General features: G+C 65.4%; 15 protein-coding genes. 2 read left to right on the top strand and 13 right to left on the bottom strand.

From position 1 onward, the window contains the following. The 3 genes from FXB38_RS42665 to FXB38_RS11025 all read right to left on the bottom strand — a co-directional run. Positions 1 to 372: hypothetical protein (locus tag FXB38_RS42665; protein WP_187434799.1), on the bottom strand; the 372-nt coding region annotated here is incomplete at its 3' end. Positions 373 to 503: 131 nt separating this feature from the next. Continuing rightward, positions 504 to 794 carry a hypothetical protein gene (locus tag FXB38_RS11030; RefSeq protein ID WP_148750886.1) on the bottom strand — a complete coding sequence of 97 codons (291 nt, stop codon included), beginning with the start codon at positions 792 to 794 and terminating at the stop codon, positions 504 to 506. A 636-nt stretch (positions 795 to 1,430) separates the two neighbouring features. Next, positions 1,431 to 2,495 carry a ketopantoate reductase family protein gene (locus FXB38_RS11025; protein WP_148750885.1) on the bottom strand — a complete coding sequence of 355 codons (1,065 nt, stop codon included), beginning with the start codon at positions 2,493 to 2,495 and terminating at the stop codon, positions 1,431 to 1,433. Positions 2,496 to 2,846: 351 nt separating this feature from the next. Here FXB38_RS11025 and FXB38_RS11020 point away from each other — a divergent pair, with 351 nt between their 5' ends. Next, entirely contained in the window at positions 2,847 to 4,358 is a 1,512-nt protein-coding gene (locus FXB38_RS11020) for a helicase HerA domain-containing protein (protein ID WP_148750884.1), read from the top strand. Between the two features lie 28 nt (positions 4,359 to 4,386). Here the strand turns inward: FXB38_RS11020 and FXB38_RS11015 are convergent, their stop codons facing one another. The 10 genes from FXB38_RS11015 to FXB38_RS10970 all read right to left on the bottom strand — a co-directional run bounded on the left by FXB38_RS11015 (position 4,387) and on the right by FXB38_RS10970 (position 14,993). Continuing rightward, positions 4,387 to 5,442 carry a HoxN/HupN/NixA family nickel/cobalt transporter gene (locus tag FXB38_RS11015; protein ID WP_148750883.1) on the bottom strand — a complete coding sequence of 352 codons (1,056 nt, stop codon included), beginning with the start codon at positions 5,440 to 5,442 and terminating at the stop codon, positions 4,387 to 4,389. A gap of 104 nt (positions 5,443 to 5,546) precedes the next feature. After that, the gene (locus tag FXB38_RS11010) at positions 5,547 to 6,287 is read right to left on the bottom strand and encodes an ABC transporter ATP-binding protein (protein ID WP_148750882.1); all 741 of its coding nucleotides are present in this window, start codon (positions 6,285 to 6,287) and stop codon (positions 5,547 to 5,549) included. After that, complete coding sequence (locus tag FXB38_RS11005) at positions 6,284 to 7,132, bottom strand: ABC transporter ATP-binding protein (protein ID WP_187434798.1); 849 nt, start codon at positions 7,130 to 7,132, stop codon at positions 6,284 to 6,286. The genes FXB38_RS11010 and FXB38_RS11005 overlap by 4 nt, the downstream gene beginning before the upstream one ends. Then, positions 7,132 to 8,955, bottom strand: coding sequence for an ABC transporter permease (locus FXB38_RS11000; protein ID WP_148750880.1), 1,824 nt, complete (start codon positions 8,953 to 8,955; stop codon positions 7,132 to 7,134). The genes FXB38_RS11005 and FXB38_RS11000 overlap by 1 nt, the downstream gene beginning before the upstream one ends. A 52-nt stretch (positions 8,956 to 9,007) precedes the next feature. Beyond that, positions 9,008 to 10,165, bottom strand: a complete 1,158-nt coding sequence (locus tag FXB38_RS10995) for an ABC transporter substrate-binding protein (protein WP_148750879.1) — start codon at positions 10,163 to 10,165, stop codon at positions 9,008 to 9,010. Between the two features lie 61 nt (positions 10,166 to 10,226). Further along, a complete protein-coding gene (locus FXB38_RS10990) occupies positions 10,227 to 10,805 on the bottom strand; it encodes an alkylhydroperoxidase domain protein (RefSeq protein ID WP_148750878.1) in 579 nt (192 codons plus the stop codon). A 14-nt stretch (positions 10,806 to 10,819) separates the two neighbouring features. Beyond that, a complete protein-coding gene (locus FXB38_RS10985; protein WP_187434800.1) occupies positions 10,820 to 11,419 on the bottom strand; it encodes a CMD domain protein in 600 nt (199 codons plus the stop codon). A gap of 32 nt (positions 11,420 to 11,451) precedes the next feature. Continuing rightward, positions 11,452 to 12,486, bottom strand: coding sequence for a putative FMN-dependent luciferase-like monooxygenase (locus tag FXB38_RS10980; protein ID WP_148750876.1), 1,035 nt, complete (start codon positions 12,484 to 12,486; stop codon positions 11,452 to 11,454). A gap of 132 nt (positions 12,487 to 12,618) precedes the next feature. After that, a complete protein-coding gene (locus tag FXB38_RS10975) occupies positions 12,619 to 13,401 on the bottom strand; it encodes a MetQ/NlpA family ABC transporter substrate-binding protein (protein WP_148750875.1) in 783 nt (260 codons plus the stop codon). 152 nt (positions 13,402 to 13,553) lie between these two features. Beyond that, positions 13,554 to 14,993: an MATE family efflux transporter gene (locus FXB38_RS10970; protein WP_148750874.1), complete on the bottom strand. Its 1,440-nt coding sequence runs from the start codon at positions 14,991 to 14,993 to the stop codon at positions 13,554 to 13,556. A 158-nt stretch (positions 14,994 to 15,151) separates the two neighbouring features. On the opposite strand from FXB38_RS10970, the gene FXB38_RS10965 reads away from it, so the two are divergent. After that, positions 15,152 to 15,727 (top strand): TetR/AcrR family transcriptional regulator, encoded by a 576-nt coding sequence (locus FXB38_RS10965; protein ID WP_148750873.1) that lies wholly within the window; start codon positions 15,152 to 15,154, stop codon positions 15,725 to 15,727. Positions 15,728 to 15,876 lie beyond the last annotated feature (149 nt).

The following is a 15,876-nucleotide window of genomic DNA, read 5'->3' as shown; positions in this document are numbered from 1 at the left end:
GCCCTTCGGCTTGGCCTTCTTCGCAGCCTTGGCAGGCTTCGCCGCCTTCACTGGCTTGGCTGGCTTCGCCGTCTTGGCGGGCTTCGGCTCTGGCTTGGCGTCGGCCTTCGCCTCGGGCTTCACTTCGCTGCCATAGCTGGCGGGCACGAGGATCGCGCGGCCTTCATCGGTGATCGCGTACACCAGCGCCTTGCGGCCATTGTTCGCGGTGGCATTCAGCCGCATCGCTTCAATGCGCGCCGCAGCGAGCGAGGGGTGCTCGGTGGTCTGCGGCTTGTTGTTCTTCAGGATGGTGGCGGTGAACTTTTTGCAAGCCGGGATCCGCGCGAGATCGGCGGCGTCTGCGGGGTGGATTTTTTTCGAGGTAGCCATGAGTGATCGTTCCTTTTTTTCAAGAAGCGCTTCGCTGAATTGCTCGGCGGTTCTGACCCCTCAACCCCAGCACCATGCGGTGGCCGGGGCTTGCGGAGCGGCTCGGGATCATCCGAGCCGAAGGAAGGCGCTCATTTGCTCTCGCCTTCCGTAGTAAAGGCGGCCGCATCGCCGTTGGCGCAAACGAAGCAGTAGCCAGAGTCACCGGGCATGCCGCCCATGATCCAAGCGCCGCGCCAGCCGAGCTTATTTGCGAGGACCTCGGCGGCCTTCGCATGATTGCCTTCGGCATTGAGCGCGTGGTCGAGATGAATGGTGATGCTGCCAGCTGCCGCGCTGGCCTTGATGCGCGAGCCCTTGACGTTCGACGCGGGCAGATACTTGGTGATGATCGCCTGATAGCTTCGGATCGATTTAGCCATGGTGATGTTTTCCTTTTTTCAGAAGCCCTCGCGGTGGGTGCGAGGTTCTGACCCCCTAACCTCGGCGGTCTGGCCGAGGCGGAAAGGCAGGGGCTTTACAGCTGATCAGCTGGTCGAGATCGCGCGCGTCAATGTGGTCTTCCTTTCGATCCGCTGGGGCCTAGCCCCGCGCGGCGGGCTTGCGAGGAAATGCCTTGGCATTGAAGCGCCAAGGTTATTCGTGAAAGAGCCTATTTTGTAGGGGTAAAGATCGGCTCAGCGAGGGCCATATCCGCTCGCCAAGGCCCACAATAAGGCCCACACGGTTTTGCCGTACGCACGGCTCGCCATTTCGCCGCAGTTTTCCCGGCCCTGTCGACGGAGCCGGAAACTTACAGACGAGACGAACCTGACAGCGCCGCTCGTCGGCACGCGGTTTCGGGCTCACAGGGACTACCCGCCCTGCCCGCACCTCTCACGCCCAACGCTGCCCGCGTCCACCGCAAGCCCGGCTCGCAACCAAGACGACACGAGATCGCCCCTCAAGGATGAGCCGGGATGCCCAACACATACGCCATTTCCGAATTTCGGTAAAGTGGAATATTTTCGCCAGCGCGGATTGACAGCTCCTGCAGGTGTTTTGCCCGTCGGGCGCCGTTACTGCGCGCCCGATCCGCCCTGCACGATCTTTTCGTTCAGCTTCTGATCGACGGTATCGACCGTGCGGTCGATCTCGGCATTGGGCGCGCCGATCTGATGCGAGATCAGCTTCACCAGAAGGTCGACGCGCTCGATAAATGGCGCACCGCCGGCCACGGCCCGCGCTGCCGACGACGGCTTGAGCAGGCTTTCGGCGGCCTTGGCGTATTTCGCGAACGGCACCTGGTCCTGCGGATCGGCGCCGAGGCGGCGCGCGATTGCGTCGACATGGTCGTAGATCGTCTGCGAGCGCGCGAGGTCGCCGTGCACGGCGTCGCGGATCGACTGCGGCTCGTGCGGGGTGATGCAGCGGTAATTGCCGGTGAGCAGCATCGACCATTTCGCCAGCGGCACGAACAGGGACTCGAACACTTTCAGCTTCACCGGCACGTCATGACCGTCGAGCCTCACCGCGTCGATATCGGCCTCGAGCTCGCGCAGCACCTTGTTGTGCGCCTCGTCGGCGAAGGCCGAGGCCTTGAAATTCGTGGGCAGGCCGACATGCAGCACGTTCGCCGCCTCTTCCGGCGGACGGAAGGCCTGCGGATCGGGCGAGCACAGCGTCACGAGTCCCGGCTCGAACCGCTCCCACACCAGCGCATTGGTGTAGGCCTCCTCGAGATCCATGTCGGCGAGCGCCGGAATGCGCTTGAGATAAGGCAGCGGCGGCATGTTCATGATCGAGAGGCACGGCAGCTTCGCCGCGGCGATCTTGATCATGAGCATGCGGACCGTGTGGTTGGTGTATTGCGGCTCCTGCATCGCCAGGCCGACGAGATCGTAGCGGGAGACGTCGACATTCTGCGGCGTTACCGCGTCGAGCTTGCCGGGCAGGTCGCGCGAGAAGATCGCGCGGTGCATCGCCTCGTCGCGCAGCTTGATACGCACCTCGGTACCGTCGCGGTTGATCAGCTCGGCGGTCTTGGCGCGGCAGACCAGGGTCACGTTGTGCCCGGCCATCAGCAGCTTGGTGCCCAGCAGGGAGCCGTAAGAAGCTCCCAGAATCAGAACGTTACGCGCCATGTTCACCCCTCGAGAACTTGTGCGATTTTTGCGCCCCATTCGCGGGCGAGTTGGCGGCATGTAAGGCAAACCGGCCGGGGATGGCAACTGGGATATTGCATACAAGGACGCGCCGATTATTCCGTCTCCCGGACGAGGCAGCGGCGCGGTTCCTCTGAAGCGACTTTCCGTTTTACCGGAATCAGGAGTCCTCGACGATTCGGCTCCCGCCCCGGACCGCACTTCCACGGCTTTCGAATCCCGACTGAAATCCGACGTGGGCAACGCGGGATGATTCGTCCTGTTTCGCTCGACGCATCCCGATCCGATTGATAAGCCCCTGTCCGCGAATGGAAGGGCCTGAGTCGGGATATGACGGTTGCGATCGAGATGGGGCTGACCACGGCGGGCGCTGTGGCGGCCATGGACCTCGAGGAACTCCTGGCGACCCGTCTCCTGGTGCAGGGCAATTCGGGCTCCGGCAAGTCGCATCTGTTGCGGCGCCTGCTCGAGCAGAGCGCGCCCTGGGTGCAGCAGGCCATCATCGACCCCGAAGGCGATTTCGTCACGCTGGCCGAGCGCTTCGGCCATCTGGTGATCGAGGCCGAGGATCACACCGAGCGCGGCCTTCAGGTCGCGGGCGAACGCGCCCGGCTGCATAGGGTCTCCACCGTGCTCAATCTCGAAGGGCTGGATGCCGAGAACCAGATGCGGCGCGCGGCTGCCTTCCTCGGTGGCCTGTTCGACGTCGAGCGCGACCATTGGTACCCGATGCTGGTAGTGGTCGACGAGGCGCAGCTGTTTGCGCCGGCCGTCGCGGGCGAAGTATCGGACGAGGCGCGAAAACTCTCGCTTGGCGCCATGACCAATCTGATGTGCCGCGGCCGCAAGCGCGGGCTCGCCGGCATCATCGCCACGCAACGGCTGGCAAAGCTCGCCAAGAATGTCGCGGCCGAAGCCTCGAACTTCCTGATGGGCCGGACCTTCCTCGACATCGACATGGCGCGCGCCGCCGATCTGCTCGGCATGGAGCGGCGGCAGGCTGAAGCCTTCCGCGATCTCGAACGCGGACAATTCATGGCGCTCGGACCTGCGCTGTCGCGCCGTCCGCTACGGCTGAACATCGGCCCGACCGCGACCTCCCCGCGCAATTCGACGCCGCGACTGCTGCCTATGCCCGAAGCGGCGCTGGAGGATGCCCGCGCCGTGATCCTGGCCGCGCCGCCGCCCGATGCCAGCCGCCCGCAGCGTCGCCCTGCGCCTGATTTGCTCGAGCAGCTCCGCGCGGCGAAGGCCGCAGCGCCCGAAGTCCGCCCCGAGGTGGTTGAGGTCCTGATCAGTGCCGAAGAGCTCGCGGACCGGCGCGAGCGGGTGGATCGGACGCTGCGCGCCGTGCTGGCTGTGCCCGATGCCGGCTTCCGCGCCATCGGCGTGCTCTATCAGGAATTCGCGGTCCGCTGCCGCATCGAGGGTCTCGGCGCATCAGTCCCCGACCTCGGCGAATTCCGCCGCATGCTGACGCATGCGCGCGCAGGCCTCGGCACAGACATCGCCGAGGACGATGCCTGGCAGGAGGTGACGCTGCGCGCCTCGATCCTGCCCGACGACATGCAGGGCGTGTTCATGATGATTGCCCGCGCCGCCAAGGAAGGCTGGCCCTGCCCCGGCGATGCCGCGATCGCGCGGGCCTATGGCTCGCATTCGCTGCGCCGGGCCCAGCGCCTGCTCGGCTACATGGAGGAGCAGGGCCTGATCGTCGTCCAGCTTGACGGCAGCGGACGCAGGTTCGTGACGCTGGTGGAATTGGCCTGGGCGACCGCTCCGGGCGATCCCAATGGCGACGATCAGCACGCGGAGCCGATGCCGAGCGCGGCTTCGCTCTAAGCCGACGAATTCAGGGACACCTCGTCACTTACGCCGCCTCGGTCGCATCGGGCAAACGGCGCGCCTGATCCGCGAACATCCGGCGGTAGAGCAGGCTTGAGACGAGCCAGGCGATCACGAACAGCGCGATCACCGCGAAACCGACATTCGCAAGTGATTCGTTGAGGGCATCGACCAGTGCCCACACGCCGCCGTTAAGTCCAAGTCGATCGGCGATCAAACCAAGCGCCTCGATACCGCCGATGAACAGCGCGACCGCGACGGACGCGCCGGTGATGGTGAGGTTGTACCAGAGCTTTCGCACGGGATCGACGAAGGCCCAGCGATAGGCGCTCACCATCAGCGCGGAGTCGGCGGTGTCGACCAGCGCCATGCCCGACGCGAACAGCGCGGGGAAGACCAGGATATCGGCGAGCGACGCGCCGCGCGCGGCTTCGGTGGCGGAGATGCTGAGCAGGCCGATCTCGGTCGCGGTGTCGAAGCCGAGCCCGAACAGCAATCCGAGCGGGAACATGTGCCAGGGTCTTGTCACCAGGCGGAACATCGGGCCGAGCAGGCGCGCGAGAAAGCCGCGGTTCGCCAACAGCGCGTCGAGCTGGCCTGCGTCATGGACGCCATACGCGCGAGCGATCCGAAATGTCCGCCACAGGCCAGCGAAGATGGCGAGATTGATGGCTGCGATGACGAGCAGGAACAGCGCCGACACCGAGGTGCCGATCAGGCTGCCGAGATCCCTAAGCAGGCTGTCGCCACCGAGGCTGACCACGCCGAGCGCGAGCAGCACGGTCGCGATCACAACAACAGTGGAATGGCCGAGCGCGAAATAGAGGCCGACGCTGCGCGGCGTATCATCCGTCTGCATCAGCTTGCGCACGACGTTGTCGATGGCGGCGATGTGGTCGGCGTCAACGGCGTGGCGCAGGCCGAACACCCATGCCAGCAGCGCGGTCGCCATCACCGCGGGCCGGTCCGCGAACAAGGCGAAAGCCCAGGCCCATGCGGCAACGTTGGCGGCAACGAGCCCGCCGAACAGCAGCACGGTGGCGGGTTCGGCCGCCCGCAAAGACCTCGTCACGAAACTCATCCCGCCGCACGCCTCATTGCGTCAATGGTATGATCTTTTCATAGAATGATCATACTGACCAATGCAATCCCGCGCGATCGGGCCGATTTTCGTGCATGGCCGCCTTACGCCGCCTCCGATCCGCCGAGATAGGCGTCGCGAACCCGAGGGTCGTCCTTCAGTGTCCGCGCTGATCCCGACAGCACGATCTTGCCGGTCTGGAGCACATAGGCCTCGTGGGCGATCTCGAGCGCAAGGCTGGCGTTCTGCTCGACCATGAACACCGAGACGCCTTCCTGGTTGATGGTGCGGATCAGCTCCAGCACGCGGTCGACATAGAGCGGCGACAGGCCCATGGTCGGCTCGTCCATCACGATCATCCTGGGACGGCTCATCAGCGCGCGCGCCATCGCGACCATCTGCTGCTCGCCGCCGGAAAGTGAGCCGGCACGCTGCGACAGCCGCTGCCCAAGCTTTGGGAACAGCGTCAGCATCTTGTCGAGATCCTGCGCGATCGCCTCGCGGTCGCTGCGCACGAAAGCACCCATCAAAATGTTCTCGCGGACGCTCATATCCGCGAACAATCGCCGCGCCTCCGGCACCGAGGCGATGCCGCGGCGGACGATCTGCGGCGTGGTCAGCCCGATCAGCGAGGCGCCGTCAAACGTCACCTCGCCCGAGCGCGGCTTCACCAGGCCCAGAATGATCTTCATTGTCGTCGATTTTCCGCTGGCATTGCCGCCGAGCAGGCAGACGATGTGGCCGCGGCCGACCGTGATCGACAGGCCGAAATGCACCTGGGCCTGGCCGTAAAACGTGTTGACGTTCGTCAGGGCCAGCAGCGGTTCGGGTGAGCTCATGGTCATGCCGCGCTCTCCTGTTCCGCCGTCCCCGACAGGCCGTGACCGAGATAGGCCTCGATCACCTTGGGATCCTTGCGCACCTCTTCGCCGGGCCCTTCCGCGATCTTCTTGCCCTCGTCCATGACGATGACGCGGTCGGAGAGACGCATCACCATCTCCAGCTTGTGCTCGATCAGGAGAATGGTCAGGCCTTCAGCCTTCAATTCGGCGACGAGGCCCTGCATCTCCGTGGTCTCGCTCGGGTTCATGCCGGCGGTCGGCTCGTCGAGCAGCAACAGGCGCGGCTTCAGCGCCAGCGCGCGAGCGATCTCGACACGGCGGCGATTGGCGTAGGACAGGCTGTAGGCGGGCTGGTCGATCCGCGGCAGCAGCCGCTCGCCGAAGCGGGCGAGAATGGTTTTGACCTCCTCGCGCAGCCGCTCTTCCTCAGCCTTGACGCTGGAAGGGCGCAACAGCGCCAGCCCCAATTCCAGGAGCGGGCCGATCACCGGCACCGCCGGCTTCACGGCGCGCAGGCGCGTGTGGGCGCCGATCAGGACGTTGTCCATCACGCTGAGATTGCCGAACACGCGGCCGAGCTGGAAGGTGCGCGCGATGCCGCCGCCAGCCAGCCGTTCCGGCGAGAGGCCGGTGATGTCCTGCCCCTCGAACCGAACCTCGCCCGCATCCGGCCGGTCGAGCCCGGTCACGAGATTGAACAGCGTGGTCTTGCCGGCGCCGTTCGGGCCGATGATGCTAACGAGCCCACCCTTGGCGAGATCGAGATCGATGCCATCGACGGCGGTCAGTCCGCCGAAGCGGCGGGTCAAGCCGCGCAGGGACAACAGCGGTGCATGCGCCTCCGCCATCAGATCGTCCCCAACAGGCCCTGCGGCCTGAACCGCACCAGCAGCAGCAGCACGATGCCGTAGATCAGGATGCGATACTCCGCCGCGATCCGGAATATCTCCGGCAGGCCGACCAACGCCACCGCCCCAACTACGGCGCCCACGACGTTGCCAAGGCCGCCGAGGATGACGACCGTCAGCGCCAGAATGGATTGCTGCGTGTTGAAGGTTTCGTGGTTGATGTAGGAATAGAGATGCGCGGCGATACCGCCGCTGACGCCGGCGGCGAACCCGCCGAAGATGAAGGCGAGCGACTTGTAGCGGTTCAGGCTCAGCCCATAGGCGCGCGCGGCGATGTCGTCGTCGCGGATGGCGCGAAAGCTGCGGCCGAGATGCGACGAGAGCAGGCGCGCCTGGAGCAGCGCCAGCGCGACCATCACGGCAAAGCTGAACCAGTACACGGAATTGGGGCTGATCAGATCGTAGCCGAACAGCGACAGCGGCGGGATGCCGGAGATGCCGATCGGGCCGCGCGTCACGCTCTCCCAGTTCAAGATCACCAGCGACACGATCTCGCCGATGGCGAGCGTTGCGATCGAGACATAATGCCCGCGCAGCCGGAACGACGGCGAGATCAGAATCGTGCCGAGCGCGGCACTCATCAGGCCGCCGGCAATGATGGCGAGACCGACGGGAACGGCCAATGTCAGTGAGAGCAGAGCAGACGTATAGGCGCCGATCGCGAGCAGCGCGGCGTGCCCCAGCGAGACCTGCCCGATCGTGCCGGCAACCAGCGTAAGACTCAGCGCGAGCATGCCGAGCAGCCAGGCGTTGATCAGGGTCTGGAGCATGTAAAAGGACACCGGAAGCAGCGGCAGGACCGCGAACGCCGCGACCGCGACAGCCAAGGCCCAGCGCGGAATGCGCACCGGCCGGCTCGGCGCGATGAACGTGCCGGTGAGCGGCTCGGGCGGCGCCTGCCGGGCGCTGGCGAACAGGCCGTTCGGCCGCAGCACCAGCACGACGACCAGCAACAGGAAGGCAAACAGATTGCGGTAGCTGGTGCCGAACACGGCAACGCCGTAGCTCTCGACCAGTCCGAGCAGCAGACTGCCGACAACAGCACCCGGCACGTTGCCGGCGCCGCCGACGACTTCCGCGACAACGCCCTTCAGCGTCGCCTGCAGGCTCATCGCGGTGTCGATCTGGTTGTAGTACATGCCGACCAGCAGACCGGAGACGCCGCCGAGCGCAGCCGCAATGCCAAACACCGCCTGATTGACGCGGTTGACATCGACGCCCATCTGCATCGCGGCGTCGCGGTCCTGCGAGGCTGCGCGCACCGCCCAGCCGAGCTTGCTGTAGCGCAGGAACACGAACAGCGAGAGCGCGCTGGAGATGCCGACACCGGCGATGAGGAGATCAAGCGGCCCGATCGTGCCGCCGCCGAGCTGGAAGCGCACGTCCGGCAACTGGCTCGGCAGCGCACGCGGATTGGGCGAGAAGGTCAGCATCACCAGCTGATCGAGCACGAAGCTGATGCCGATCGTCGCCAGCAGCGGCGCGATCCGCACCGAGTTCTGCAGCGGCCGCAGGCCGAACCGCTCGATGATCAGCCCGACCAGCGCCGCCACCACCGCGACGAAGATGATGGTGATCGGCAGCGGCGTGTGCAGCTGCACCACCGCGACCCAGCCGATATAGGCGCCGACGAGATAGATCGACCCTTGCGCAAAGTTGATCAGCCGGCTGACGCCGAAGATCAGCGCGAGCCCGACCGCAACGAGGGCGTAGACATTGCCGACGATCAGCCCGTTGATCGTGTAGTCGAGCCAGGAAGCCACGCGATGGTCCCAATCAGAGAAAAGCGGTCGAAGCTAGCGCCCGGCCATCGGGTCAGGTCGGCTTGCCGTCCCAAAGCGCGAACTGGCCCTTGCGCACGACGAGCTCGGCATTCATCGCACCCTTGACGCGGCGGCTGGCAACGTCGAACGTCGCAGCGCCAAAGATGACGCTCGGGACGTCCTTCACTTTGGTAAAGGCGTCGCGGATCGCCTTGCGATCGGTGCCGCCGATCTTTACCACGGCGGCGGCCATGTTCATCGCGTCATAGGCGTAGGCATTGAACGCGTCGGGCTCGAGCCCATTGTACTTCTTCTTGAAGCCGGCGATGAATTTCTGCACCTCGGGACGCGGATCCTCCGGGAAGTAGCGCGTGCCGACATGGACGTCCTCGACGGCGTCGCCGCCGAGCTCGAGGAATTTCGGCGAATAGACCGAGCTCGCGGCGCAGATCACCTGCTTCAGCCCGACCTGCCGGGCCTGCCGCGCGATCAGCGCACCGTCGGAGTAATATGAGATCAGGACCAGCCCGTCCGGATTGGCGTCGCGCACGCGGACCAGCGTAGAGCGGAAGTCGCGCTCCTCGGCGATATAGCCTTCGGTGACCACGATCTCCGCCCCATATTCCTTGGCGGCGTTGTTGAAGTAGTCGCGGCTGGTGCGGCCCCAATCGGTGTTGAGGTGCAGCACGGCAAGCTTCTTCAGGCCAAGCTTCTTCACGGCATAGGCTGCCAGCAGCGGCTGCTCGTCGGCCTGGCTGACCGACGTGCTCCACATGAAGTCACCGCCCTTGGTGAAGTCAGGGTGCGAATTGGTGAAGCCGAACTGCACGAGACCGCCACGCTGATAGATCGGCGAGGCCGCCATCGATGCGGGGCTCGAGAAATCGCCGAGCTCGAGGACGATGCGGGGATCGGAGATGAATTTCTGAGCGATCGCCACCGACTGGCGCGGGTCGCTCTGGCTGTCCTCGAAGCTGTAGGCCAGCTTGCGGCCGTTGATGCCGCCGCCGGCCAAAATCTCGTCGAGCGCGAGATCAAAGCCCTGCTTCCACTGCGTGCCATATTGCGCGTTCGGTCCCGTGAGGGGACCGCTGACACCGAGCAGGATCGGCTCGGCGCTGTCGGCAAAGGCTGCGCGCGAAAGCGCCGTTCCCGCGATTGCGGCGGCGAGCGAGCCCTTGACCAAGGTTCGGCGATTGATGTTGCTCATGCACGGCTCCATCCAGTCAGGTGTTACAGACAAGCAGCAATTCTTGTGCCGGTGAAATTGCCTATTTCGAGGGCTCGCCGAGCGACAGCATCAGCCGGTTCGCCCAGTTGAAGAACGAGGCGCCGTTGATGACGTCGACGATCTCGGCGTCGTCAAGGCCGGCACTGCGCAGCTCCGCGATATTATCGGGACCGAACGCGATCGGCGTCGCGGCCAGCGCCACCGACGCCTTGACCACGGCGTTCCAGCGCTCGCCGAGATCGGCGTTGACGCCTTCGTCGAGCAGCTTCTGCACGTCCTCGCGGCGCTTGGAGTAGGTGCTGGCGAAGCGCGCATGCACCGAGGCGCAATAGATGCAGCCATTGTAGCGAGAGGTCGCCGCCGCCGCGAGCTCACGCTCGGCGCGCGGCAGGCCGTCGGCTGTGTTGTAGAAGATGTCCTTGTCGGTCTTGGTGCGGGCTTCCAGCACCTCGGGATCGCGCACGAGCAGACGGAAATATTCCGACTTGGCGCGGGCGCGATCGACGAGACCGGCGAAATGCCGCTCGGTGAGCGCGGCCTCGGGCAACGGCTCGATCCACGAGACCCAGCCAAGCTCATCCTGGGTGAAGACGACGGGCGGATTGACGGTGGCGCTCATGATGCGGCCTCCTCTTAGGCGTTCGCTGCGGCGAGCGAGCGCAAGCCGCTGACGACGCGCACCTGAAACGACAGGAATGCGACGAGTTGGGAGAAGGTGACGATGCCGGTGTTGGACCAGCCGGCGGCCAGCAGCGCCTTCATGTCGGTAGATGCCGCATCGCGCGGTCGGAACACCAGGAGGTGCGCATGCTCGAGTGCCGCGACGAGCCGGGTGCCGAGAACGGACTTGCTCGCCGCACTGACGCGATAAATCAGACCGGCTGTGTTCTCGACCGACAGCGGACCTGAAGGAAATGAGCCATACGGCCCCGAGGTCTTGCCCCGCGCGATCTCGGCCTCGACCGCTTCAAGCAGGGCCGCGCCACCCGCGCTTGCCGCAAGCTTCTCGCGATAGAAGGTCGCAACGGGAGACTCGCCATGGAGCCCGGTCACGAAGGCCGCGACCGCGGCGCGTTCGAGCAGCGAGACATCGCCGGCGTCGATCGGCTCGAACAGCGAGAGATAGCTCTTCTGCGCGTTGTCACGCGCCTGCAGGCGCCGTGCGCGAATGGCGTCAAGCGCCGATCCCGGCTTGATCCCGGCGAGCGTGTCGATGATGTCGGGCGTACTCATCATAATTCCTCGTGCAATCCAAAAAATCCCAACTAGCCTGCCAGCGCCACGTCGGCAGCCGTCCGGCTCCAGCCCAGCGCCGGTGCGACCTTGTCGGCCACGAGCTCGATAGAGCGCAGCACATAAGGGTGCGGCGCATCGACCGAGTGAACCTGAAAGACCAGATCAGTCACCCGCTCCAGCGTCGCGTCTGATCGCAGCGAGGCAATGACCTCGTCGGCGCCGCCGACATGGGTGTCGAACGCCGTGATCATCTCCTCCAGCGTCTCGCCGGGGGGAAGGTGACCGCCCTTCATGAACTGCGGCAGCGCGCGGCGCAGCCCGATATCGGCGAGCCGCAGGGCCTCGCGATGATCGTCGGCGACGAACACGCTGCGCGACGCCATGATCCGCGGCTCCGCGCCCGGCGGCAGCGCTGCGAGATAGGCATCGATGATCGGATTCTGGATCTCGGCGAGCGTGGCCTTTGGCGCGTCCTTGGCCCGGGGCTGGGTGCGCGAGAGCAGCAGGCCGTCTCCAGCCTTGCCGGCGCGCGCGCCGCCTGCCACCGAGAATGTCGCCTGCCAGATTCGCTTGTCCAGCTGCGGCCGCTGCGGATAAAGCGTGTCGCCGCCGTCGAGCGGCTTGCCGGTCAGCGCCTTGCGGACGATCTCCAGATTGCGCGCAAAGATCTCGTTACGCTCTGTGCCGTCGAGGCCAAAGGCGGCAAAGGCGGACGGATTACCACCGGTGCCGACGCCGAGCTCGAACCGGCCGTTGCAGAGGAGATCAAGCACCGCGGCGTCCTCCGCCACCCGCACCGCGCTCTCCAGCGGCAGCGTGACGATGCCGGTGCCGAGGCGAATGCGCGAGGTCTGGGCTGCGACATAGCCGAGGAAGGTGAAGGGCGACGGCAGGCCGCCCTCGCGCTCGTGAAAATGGTGCTGCGCGATCCATGCGGAATCGAGACCTGCCTTCTCGGCGCACACGATCTGCTCGGCGGCGAAGCGATACCGCTCCGCAGGCGGCGCCTCGTCGAGCAGCCGTGTGAAGAATCCCAGGCGTTTCAGGTTTGCAAAGCGTTTCATACGACCCCTGTCGGGCGAGGATGGCCACGGCCCCCAATGATGTCGGTTGCCGGAGCCCGAGACAAGCGGGCAATGCGCAAGGCTGCCCGCCGGCGTTGGCTTCCCGCGCTGGACCTTGGCGAGGCAGATTGCCTACCAGCTCGGCAGCACCGCGCCCTTAAACTTGGTGAGGATGAACTCCTTCACCTCGGGCGTGTGATAGCTGTCGACCAGGATCTTGACCCAGGGCTTGTCCTTGTCGGCGCTGCGCACCGCGATCAGGTTGACGTAGGGGCCCTTGGGGTCCTCGCGCAGGATCGGGTCCTTGACCGGATCGAGGCCCGCCTGGGTTGCATAATTGGTATTGATCGCGGCCGCGTCGACGTCGTCGAGCGCGCGCGGCGCCTGAGCCGCATCGACCTCGATAAACTTCAGCTTCTTGGGATTCTCGGTGACGTCGAGCACGGTCGGCTTGAAGCCCGTGCCGTCCTTCAGCTTGATCACGCCCTTGTCGCGCAGCAACAGCAGCACGCGACCGCCATTGGTCGGATCGTTGGGAATCGACATCTTGCCGCCGTCGGGAATGTCGGCGAAGGCCTTGTGCTTCTTCGAATAGACGCCGATCGGGAAATTGACGGTAAGGCCGACAGACTCGATTCTGTAGCCGCGGTCGGCCTTCTGGTTGTCGAGATAAGGCTGGTTCTGGAACGAATTGGCCTGGATGTCGCCGGCATCGAGCGCTGCGTTCGGCACCACATAGTCGGAGAACTCGATAAGCTGGATGTCGAGCCCCTGCCTGGCGGCGACCGGCTTCACCGCCTCGAAGATCTGCGCATGCGGCCCCGGCGTCACGCCGATCTTGATGGTCTCGGCCGAAGCCGCGGCCGACCATGCGGCAAGCACGGTTGAGAGGATCAGGGCAGAACGAAACGACATCTTTGGTCTCCGGCTGTAGCAACGATGGGAACCGTCTTCCCCTGCCCGGAGCGCGAAATCAATGAAAAGAACGTTCATATTTGCCGCCTGCGGCGGGCGATGCTTCTCCGTGAGACGTCAAATGGGAAAGAATCCGGAGGCACGCACCCGCTCTAGCCGCGCTCGGCCCGCCAGGTCGACTGCGACAGCATGATCAGCACGCAGATCGCGGCATAGGCGGCGAGCGATACCGTGACCATGGCGGCGAGCCCGGTCATTCCCGCACCGAAATACGCAACCGCAATCCAGCCGCCGCCGGCCGCGATCAGGATGCGCGCGACCGCGGACAGCAGGGGGCCCATCGCCCGGCCCGTGCCTTGCGCGGCGAACGACGTGACGAAGCCAAAACCCAGCGCCGCATAGGCCGGTGCCACGACACGCAGGTATGTTATGCCTTCGTTCACGACGTCCGCGTCGTGGCTGAAGATATGCAGCCAGGCCGTCGGAAAGATCGCGACCAGGAGGCCGATCGAGCCGGTCATGATCATGCCCGCGGCGCCACTGACCCAGCCGATCCTTTGCGCCCGCGCGGTCTGGCTTGCGCCCATGTTGACGCCGACCATGGTCAGCGTCGCCGTGCTGATGCCGAACAGCAGCGGGATCATGATGTAGTCGAGCCGCGAGGCGATGCCGTAGCCGGCGAGCGCAGAGGTGCCGAACAGGCCGACCGCGCCGGTGACGAGGATGACGGTGAGGTTGGTCAGCAGGGCGTTGAATGCTGTGGGGATGCCGACCTTCAACATGTCGCCGAAAATCCTTGCGCGCAGCGGCACGATGTGCAGCCTCAGGCCGGATGCGCCCGAGGACATGTAGCGCAGCAGGAACAGCATGGCCGCGCCGTAATAGAGCCCGAAGGCGACGCCGGCGCCGCCGATGCCGAGGCCTGGGACGGGGCCGAAGCCGAAGATCAGCAGCGGCGACACCGGAATCGTCACGATCGCGCCGATCAGCGTCACCAGCGCCGGCACCTTGACGTTGCCGGAACCGCGCAGCGCGGCAGCCTGGAGGTTGACGATCCATGCGGGAATCGCGCCTGCAAACAGAGAGTTCGAATAAGTGATGGCCGCGTCGAGCGCGCCGTCGCGGCCGCCGAGCGCGCGGAACAGCGCGGGGCCGCCAAGGCGCACGCCCAGCGTAAACAGCGCGCCCGCGATGATCGCAAGCACGATGGCATGGAACAGTGCCGCATCCGCATCGTCGCCGCGACCGGCGCCGACCGCACGCGCCACCGACGAGGCGACGCCGGAGCCGAACCCGCCATTCGACATCATGGTCATCAGCATGAAGATCGGAAACACCAGCGCAGCACCGGCCAGCGCATCGGTGCCGAGATAGCCGACATAATAGGCCTCCGCGATGTTGACTGCGGTCTGTGCCACCAGGACGGTCACGGTCGGCAGCGCGAGCTTGAGCAGCGTCGGCAAGATCGGTGCCGTCAGAAGCGCGGCGCGCCGCTGATCGGCGGATGTCGGCACGGTGCGAGGCGCGATCGCGCTGCGCGCCGGGGGCTCGATCGCGGACAAGGGCGGTGCGGCGACGTCCTCGACTGACATTGGGCACGATCCTGTGGTTTTCCGGGGGGCTACCAGCGGTCCGGCAACCATTGAATTATTATCATAATGCTTTATTATGGTCGTAATGCAATAGACAAATCGCTCACGATCCTGTGGCCGGCACCTTCCGGGCCGGCCACAGGAGGGAGTCAGGCTCCATGCGCTACGAAAAGGGACACAAGGACGAAACCCGCCGGCACATCCTCGATGTCGCCTCGGCGCAGTTCCGCGAGAGTGGAATAGCCGCGGTCGGCCTCGCCGGCATCATGTCGGAGGCGGGCCTCACCAATGGCGCCTTCTACTCGCACTTCGCCTCCAAGGAGGATCTGGTGCGGGAGGTGCTGACCGATGCGCTCACCCGGCGCGAAGAGCGGCACAAGGCCAATCTGGAGAACGGCGTCGCGCTCGAGACCACGATCCGCGACTATCTTTCGACGCGGCATCGCGACCACGCCGGGACCGGCTGCCCGATCGCCGCGCTGGTCGCCGAGATCGCGCGGCATCCGAAGGCGACACGCGATGCCTTCACCGGCAAGGTCGCCGACATCGTCGTGCTGATGGCGGAGCAGATCAGACTGGGCACAGCGAAGGAGCGTCGGCGCAAGGCGATCACGATCTACGCGACCATGGTCGGCGCACTTCAGTTGGCGCGCGCGGTCAACGACAAGCCATTGTCCGACGAGATTCTGGAGAATGCGGTGGAAGCGGCGGTTGCCGTTGCCAACGAACGCTGACGCGTTCGAACGTCCGGCCGCCATCTGTGGTGCTTTGGAGGCGGCTGAAATGATTCTCTGGCCGTTGCAATACAGCGAAACTTGATGTCCCGGCAGCGGCCGGTTAGCGTCTGTGCGCGGCCTTACAACTTCCCCAAGTTCGCTGAGTT

The organism is Bradyrhizobium cytisi, assembly GCF_008123515.1.
Lineage (GTDB): Bacteria > Pseudomonadota > Alphaproteobacteria > Rhizobiales > Xanthobacteraceae > Bradyrhizobium > Bradyrhizobium cytisi.
This window is presented reverse-complemented; position numbering and strand designations above follow the sequence as displayed.

What these genes read in the sequence shown, in the direction of transcription:
- FXB38_RS11030 (WP_148750886.1), bottom strand. Translation starts at nt 794, where the DNA reads ATGGCTAAATCGATCCGAAGCTATCAGGCGATCATCACCAAGTATCTG.
- FXB38_RS11025 (WP_148750885.1), bottom strand. Translation starts at nt 2,495, where the DNA reads ATGGCGCGTAACGTTCTGATTCTGGGAGCTTCTTACGGCTCCCTGCTG.
- FXB38_RS11020 (WP_148750884.1), top strand. Translation starts at nt 2,847, where the DNA reads ATGACGGTTGCGATCGAGATGGGGCTGACCACGGCGGGCGCTGTGGCG.
- FXB38_RS11015 (WP_148750883.1), bottom strand. Translation starts at nt 5,442, where the DNA reads ATGAGTTTCGTGACGAGGTCTTTGCGGGCGGCCGAACCCGCCACCGTG.
- FXB38_RS11010 (WP_148750882.1), bottom strand. Translation starts at nt 6,287, where the DNA reads ATGACCATGAGCTCACCCGAACCGCTGCTGGCCCTGACGAACGTCAAC.
- FXB38_RS11005 (WP_187434798.1), bottom strand. Translation starts at nt 7,132, where the DNA reads ATGGCGGAGGCGCATGCACCGCTGTTGTCCCTGCGCGGCTTGACCCGC.
- FXB38_RS10995 (WP_148750879.1), bottom strand. Translation starts at nt 10,165, where the DNA reads ATGAGCAACATCAATCGCCGAACCTTGGTCAAGGGCTCGCTCGCCGCC.
- FXB38_RS10990 (WP_148750878.1), bottom strand. Translation starts at nt 10,805, where the DNA reads ATGAGCGCCACCGTCAATCCGCCCGTCGTCTTCACCCAGGATGAGCTT.
- FXB38_RS10985 (WP_187434800.1), bottom strand. Translation starts at nt 11,419, where the DNA reads ATGAGTACGCCCGACATCATCGACACGCTCGCCGGGATCAAGCCGGGA.
- FXB38_RS10980 (WP_148750876.1), bottom strand. Translation starts at nt 12,486, where the DNA reads ATGAAACGCTTTGCAAACCTGAAACGCCTGGGATTCTTCACACGGCTG.
- FXB38_RS10975 (WP_148750875.1), bottom strand. Translation starts at nt 13,401, where the DNA reads ATGTCGTTTCGTTCTGCCCTGATCCTCTCAACCGTGCTTGCCGCATGG.
- FXB38_RS10970 (WP_148750874.1), bottom strand. Translation starts at nt 14,993, where the DNA reads ATGTCAGTCGAGGACGTCGCCGCACCGCCCTTGTCCGCGATCGAGCCC.
- FXB38_RS10965 (WP_148750873.1), top strand. Translation starts at nt 15,152, where the DNA reads ATGCGCTACGAAAAGGGACACAAGGACGAAACCCGCCGGCACATCCTC.